General features: G+C 69.9%; 3 protein-coding genes and 1 pseudogene. 2 read left to right on the forward strand and 2 right to left on the reverse strand.

Annotation, left to right across the window (positions count from 1 at the left end; genetic code table 11):
- Both AOK23_RS21900 and AOK23_RS21905 read left to right on the forward strand, forming a co-directional pair.
- The coding region (locus tag AOK23_RS21900) for a CBM35 domain-containing protein (protein ID WP_157878112.1) at positions 1–1,182 on the forward strand (1,182 nt) is incomplete at its 5' end.
- Between the two features lie 201 nt (positions 1,183–1,383).
- On the forward strand, positions 1,384–2,817 hold the full coding sequence (locus AOK23_RS21905; RefSeq protein ID WP_055714388.1) for a non-reducing end alpha-L-arabinofuranosidase family hydrolase: 1,434 nt from the start codon (positions 1,384–1,386) through the stop codon (positions 2,815–2,817).
- A gap of 85 nt (positions 2,818–2,902) precedes the next feature.
- On the opposite strand, the pseudogene AOK23_RS21910 reads toward AOK23_RS21905, so the two are convergent.
- Both AOK23_RS21910 and AOK23_RS21915 read right to left on the reverse strand, forming a co-directional pair.
- Positions 2,903–3,178 (reverse strand): annotated as a pseudogene (locus AOK23_RS21910) (AI-2E family transporter); the annotation flags it as partial.
- A 52-nt stretch (positions 3,179–3,230) separates the two neighbouring features.
- Positions 3,231–5,288: a glycoside hydrolase family 31 protein gene (locus AOK23_RS21915; protein WP_055714390.1), complete on the reverse strand. Its 2,058-nt coding sequence runs from the start codon at positions 5,286–5,288 to the stop codon at positions 3,231–3,233.
- Positions 5,289–5,363: the final 75 nt, after the last annotated feature.

The raw sequence follows: 5,363 nt of genomic DNA on the forward strand, positions 1-5,363 counted from the left end.
GCGTTGCTCACCGTGCCCTGGACCGCGTCCCACGAGGCCGAGGACGCCGCCATCACCGAGGGCAAGGTCCACACCCAGGGCACCGTGAGCAACGCCAACGGCTATGCCGCCTCCGGCACCAAGGACGTCGGCTCCCTCAACCAGGCGGGCAGCAAGGTCGACTTCACGGTGACCGTCCCCGAGGACGGCCGTTACGACCTGGCGATCCTCTACGGCAACCAGTCCGGCGCCCCCGCCACCCAGAAGCTGTCCGTGGACGGCGGCGACCCGGTCACGGTCACCTACCCCTCCACCGAGAACTGGACCTACCGCGCCAAGAAGGATGTCCGCGTGGAGCTGTCGGCCGGCAGCCACACCCTGACCCTCGCCAAGGGTGCCGCCGAGGTCACCCTCGACCGGATCGACCTCACCGCCCGCACCGCGGCACCCGCCGCCTCCTACGAGGCCACGCTCGCCGACATCAGCGGCAGGCCGTCGTACGACTACTCGTCGTCGGCCGGTGTCGGCACCGGCGCCCTCGTCCTCGGCCCCGGAGACAAGGCGGTCTTCGACGTGTACGCCCCACGCGACGGCTACTACCGGGTGGTGCACCGGGCGTCGGCGCCGGTGCGGCTCGCCCTGCACGGGCAGACGGTGGCGGCGGTGCCCGGCCGTCCGCTGAAGCTGTACCTCGTCGCGGGCAACAACCGGATCGAGACGACCGCCAAGCACTCCGCCGTGCGCTCCCTCGACGTCTCCGGTGACGGCTCGTCCGACGGCGCCCTCTCCTACGGGGCCGCCTCCGCCACGCTCACCGGCGGTGCCAGGCTGGTCGACTCGGCGCACGCCTCCGCCGGCTCCTACATAGGCTGGCTCGGCAACAGCGCCGACAGCACAGCGGAGTTCACCGTGACCGCGCCCACCGCCGGCCGCTACGTACTGGTCGTCCACTACGCCCACAACGACCGCCGGGACAACGGCCACGCCTACAACACCGACATCATGTCCCGCACGGCGGACATCACCGTCGGCACCGAGGCCCCGAAGAAGGTCACCTTCAAGAACACCTGGAGCTGGGACGACTACTGGACCGTCGGCGTCCCCGTCGACCTGAGGAAGGGCCCCAACAAGGTCACCTTCGCCAACGCGACCGCCTGGGCCCCGAACATCGACCGCATCGAACTGGGACGGGTCATCGGCTAGGCCTTCTTCCGGCTCGTGAATTTTCCGGCTTGTGAATTCTGTGAGAAGTATTGACGCCGGTGGCCGGATCTTTATTATCCACTTGCTCGATACTTCGATCTATGTTCGAAATTACGGACATGTGCGAAGTCGCGCCGCACCACCATTCGCACAGCCTCCGAGGGGCCGGCAGAGCCGCGCACTCAGAAAAACGAGGTCCCCATGCACAGACTCAGCTTCAGCCGCAGACGTCCGTCCGCGGCGCTCGCCGCCACGACCGCGACCCTGGTCTCGCTGGCGGCGCTGCTGGTCGCCAGTCCGACCGCCCAGGCGGCCAGCAGTGGCGCCCTGCGCGGCGTCGGCTCCAACCGGTGTCTCGACGTGCCGGGCGCCAGTCAGACCAATGGCACCAGCACCCAGATCTGGGACTGCTGGGGCGGGACCAATCAGCAGTGGACGCTGACGGACAGCAACCAGCTGACTGTGTACGGCAACAAGTGTCTGGACGTCCCTGGCCACGCCACCACGTCCGGAACCCGGCCGGTGATCTGGGACTGCAACGGCGGTACGAACCAGCAGTGGCGGGTGAACGCCGACGGCACGGTCGTCGGCGTGGAGTCCGGGCTGTGCCTGAGCGTCGCGGGTGCCGGTACCGCCAACGGCACGGCGGTGGAGATCGCGACGTGCAACGGCGGCAGCAACCAGAAGTGGACCGGCCTGTCCGCGTCGGGCACCACGTGTTCTCTGCCGTCGACGTACCGGTGGAGTTCGACCGGGGCGCTGGCGCAGCCGGCGAACGGGTGGTACGCGCTGAAGGACTTCACCACCGTGACGTACCAGGGCAAGCACCTCGTCTACGGGACGTACTCCGACGGCAGCAACTGGCGCTCGATGGGCTTCGGCTCCTTCACGAACTGGTCGGACATGGCGACGGCCCCCCAGACCGCCATGAGCCAGGGCGCGGTGGCGCCCACGCTGATCTACTTCGCGCCCAAGAACATCTGGGTCATGGCCTCCCAGTGGGCCGGCGGCTGGCCCTTCAACTACCGCACGTCGACCGACCCCACCAACCCCAACAGCTGGTCCGCGCCGCAGCCGCTGTTCACCGGCACCCTGCCCAGCACCGACAACTCCCCCACCGGCCCGATCGACCAGACTCTGATCGCCGACGACCAGAACATGTACCTGTTCTTCGCCGGTGACAACGGCAAGATCTACAAGGCGAGCATGCCGATCGGGAACTTCCCCGGTAACTTCGGCTCGTCGTACACGACGGTCCTGAGCGACACCGTGGACAAGGTGTTCGAGGCGCCGGAGGTCTACAAGGTCCAGGGCCAGAACCAGTACCTCATGATCGTCGAGGCGCGGGGCGCGAACGGGCGCTACTTCCGCTCGTACACCGCCTCCAGCCTGAACGGTCCGTGGACCGCGCAGGCCGGCAGCGAGAGCAGCCCCTTCGCGGGCAAGGCCAACGCCAACGCGACGTGGACCAACGACATCAGCCACGGTGACCTGGTCCGCAACAACCCCGACCAGACCAAGACCATCGACCCCTGCAACCTGCAGTTCCTCTACCAGGGCAGGGGTGCCACCGCGAGCGGCACCGACTACTTGAAGTGGCCGTACCGGCCGGGTGTCCTCACCCTGCAGCGCTGACCCGCCCGACACGCACAACCCAGTGGAACCCCAGCCGCCCGTCGGCTGGGGTTCCTCCCTTTTGGCGGGCGGCGGGCCCCGGGGGTCATCCCGCCGTTCCGGCGATCTCCTTCGGCCGCGTGGGTTCGGCCCGGTCCGCCCCGTCGCCGTACCGGGACCGCAGCTCCGACAGCACGCCGAAAGCCGCCGCCGTCAGCGGCACCGTCAGGAGCATGCCGAGGATGCCGGCGATGGAGGCGCCCGCGGTGAGCGCCGGCAGGATCGCCGCCGGACGCATCTGCACGGTCCGGCTGTGGATCACCGGCTGGAGCACGTTCCCCTCCAGGATCTGCACCGCGAACACCACACCGACCGCCCACGGGATGGCCGTGGCGCCATGGCGTAGACCCGGCCTCCGAACAGCCGCGGCCCGCCTACTCGGTGATCGGCAACGACGCCCCGTCCCGCAGGAACAGCGGAATGCGGTCCAGCGGCGCGTCCACGGTCACGGACGCGCCCCCGTCGTACGTCTCCCCGGTCCACGCGTCGGTCCAGCGGGCGCCCGCCGGGAGATACGTCGTCCAGGTCGTCGCGCCCGCCTCCAGCACCGGCGCGACCAGCACGTCGGGGCCGAACAGATACGCGTCGTCGACCGACCAGGCCCGCTCGTCCCCGGGGAACTCCAGGAACAGCGGGCGCATGACCGGCAGTCCCTGCTCGTGGGCCCCGCGCATGACCCGCAACACGTACGGCTTGATGCGCTCGCGCAGCCGCAGATACCGCTCCAGGATCGCGCCGGCCTCCTCGCCGTACGACCAGACCTCGTTGGGGCCGCCGGTCATGGCCGGGCCGAGCGGCATACCGGGCTCCCGGAAGCCGTGCAGGCGCATCAGCGGGGAGAACGCGCCGAACTGGAACCAGCGGACCATCACCTCGCGGTACGCCGGGTCGTCGGGGTCGCCCCCGTGGAAGCCGCCGATGTCGGTGTTCCACCAGGGGATGCCCGACAGCGCGGTGTTGAGGCCCGCCGCGATCTGCCGACGCAGGGTCGGGAAGTCGGTGCCGATGTCACCGGACCACAGGGCGGCCCCGTAGCGCTGACTGCCCGCCCACGCCGAGCGGTTGAGGGAGACGATCTCCTCCTCGCCGGCCGCCTTCAGCCCCTCGTAGAAGGTGCGGGCGTTCTCCGCCGGGTAGATGTTGCCGACCTCCAGGCCGGGGCCCGCCCAGTACCGCAGGTTCTCCTGGAAGCCCGGCTTCAGCTCCGGCTCGCAGGCGTCCAGCCAGAACGCCGTGATGCCGTACGGCTCCAGGTAGTTCTCCTTCACCCGCGACCACACGAACGCACGGGCCTCCGGGTTGGTCGCGTCGTAGAAGGCCACCTGGACCGTGGAGGCGACCTCCTTGTCGGGCCAGTCGGCGTGGGCCATCGGGCCGTACTGGGTGCCGATGAAGTATCCGTGTTGGTCCATCACGGGGTGGTTCTCCGACAGCGGCGACACCGACGGCCACACCGACACCACCAGCTTGATGCCCATCTCGGCCAGTTCGCTCACCATGGCCGCCGGGTCGGGCCACTCACTCAGGTCGAACTTCCACTCGCCGAGATGCGTCCAGTGGAAGAAGTCGCAGACGATCACGTCGATCGGCAGACCCCGGCGCTTGTACTCCCGTGCCACGGCGAGGAGTTCGTCCTGGGTGCGGTAGCGCAGCTTGCACTGCCAGAACCCGGCCGCCCACTCGGGCAGCATCGGCGTACGGCCCGTCACCGCGCTGTAGCGGCGCTGCGCGTCGGCCGGTTCGCCCGCGGTGATCCAGTAGTCGATCTGCCGGGCCGAGTCCGCGACCCAGCGCGTTCCGTTGCCCGCCAGCTCGACCCGGCCGATCGCGGGGTTGTTCCACAGCAGGGTGTAGCCGCGGCTGGAGGTCAGCACCGGGATGCCCACCTCGGCGTTGCGCTGCACCAGGTCGAGGACCAGCCCCTTCTGGTCCAGCCGCCCGTGCTGGTGCTGGCCCAGGCCGTACAGCTTCTCGTCGTCGTACGCGGCGAAACGCTGCTCCAGCCGGTGGTGGCCGTTGCCGACCGCCGTGTAGAGGCGGGAGCCCGGCCACCAGAAGTGGGCGCGCTCCTCCGACAGCAGTTCACGGCCGTCAGTGGTGCGGGTGAACCGGACCAGGCCCTCGGCGCTGACCTCGGCGGTGAGCGCGCCGACCGTCAGCCGCCCCTGCCCCTCCTCGATCTTGACGCTGCTCTCGGTGCTCTCCGCCTCGTCGAGCAGGGCGCCCGGCAGCCCGTCGAGGAGGGGGCCGCCCAGCCGGGCACGGACCCGGACCGCGTCCGGCCCCCACGGCTCGATCCGCAGGGTCTCCTGGCGTCCGCTCCACTCCAGGGCGCCGTCCCGCTCACGGAACGTGCCGACGGTGGGGGAGGACTGGGCGAGGCTGACCGCGCCCGTCGGGGTCTGGTTCTCGTTCTCGGCAGACTGATTCACGAGACGGCTCCTGGAAGGAAGGAGTGACGGCCACCCGGCACGTCCGCTGCGGCCGGGGGAGTGGGGGTCGGGGGC

It is taken from the genome of Streptomyces torulosus (assembly GCF_001419765.1).
Taxonomy (GTDB): Bacteria; Actinomycetota; Actinomycetes; order Streptomycetales; family Streptomycetaceae; genus Streptomyces; species Streptomyces torulosus.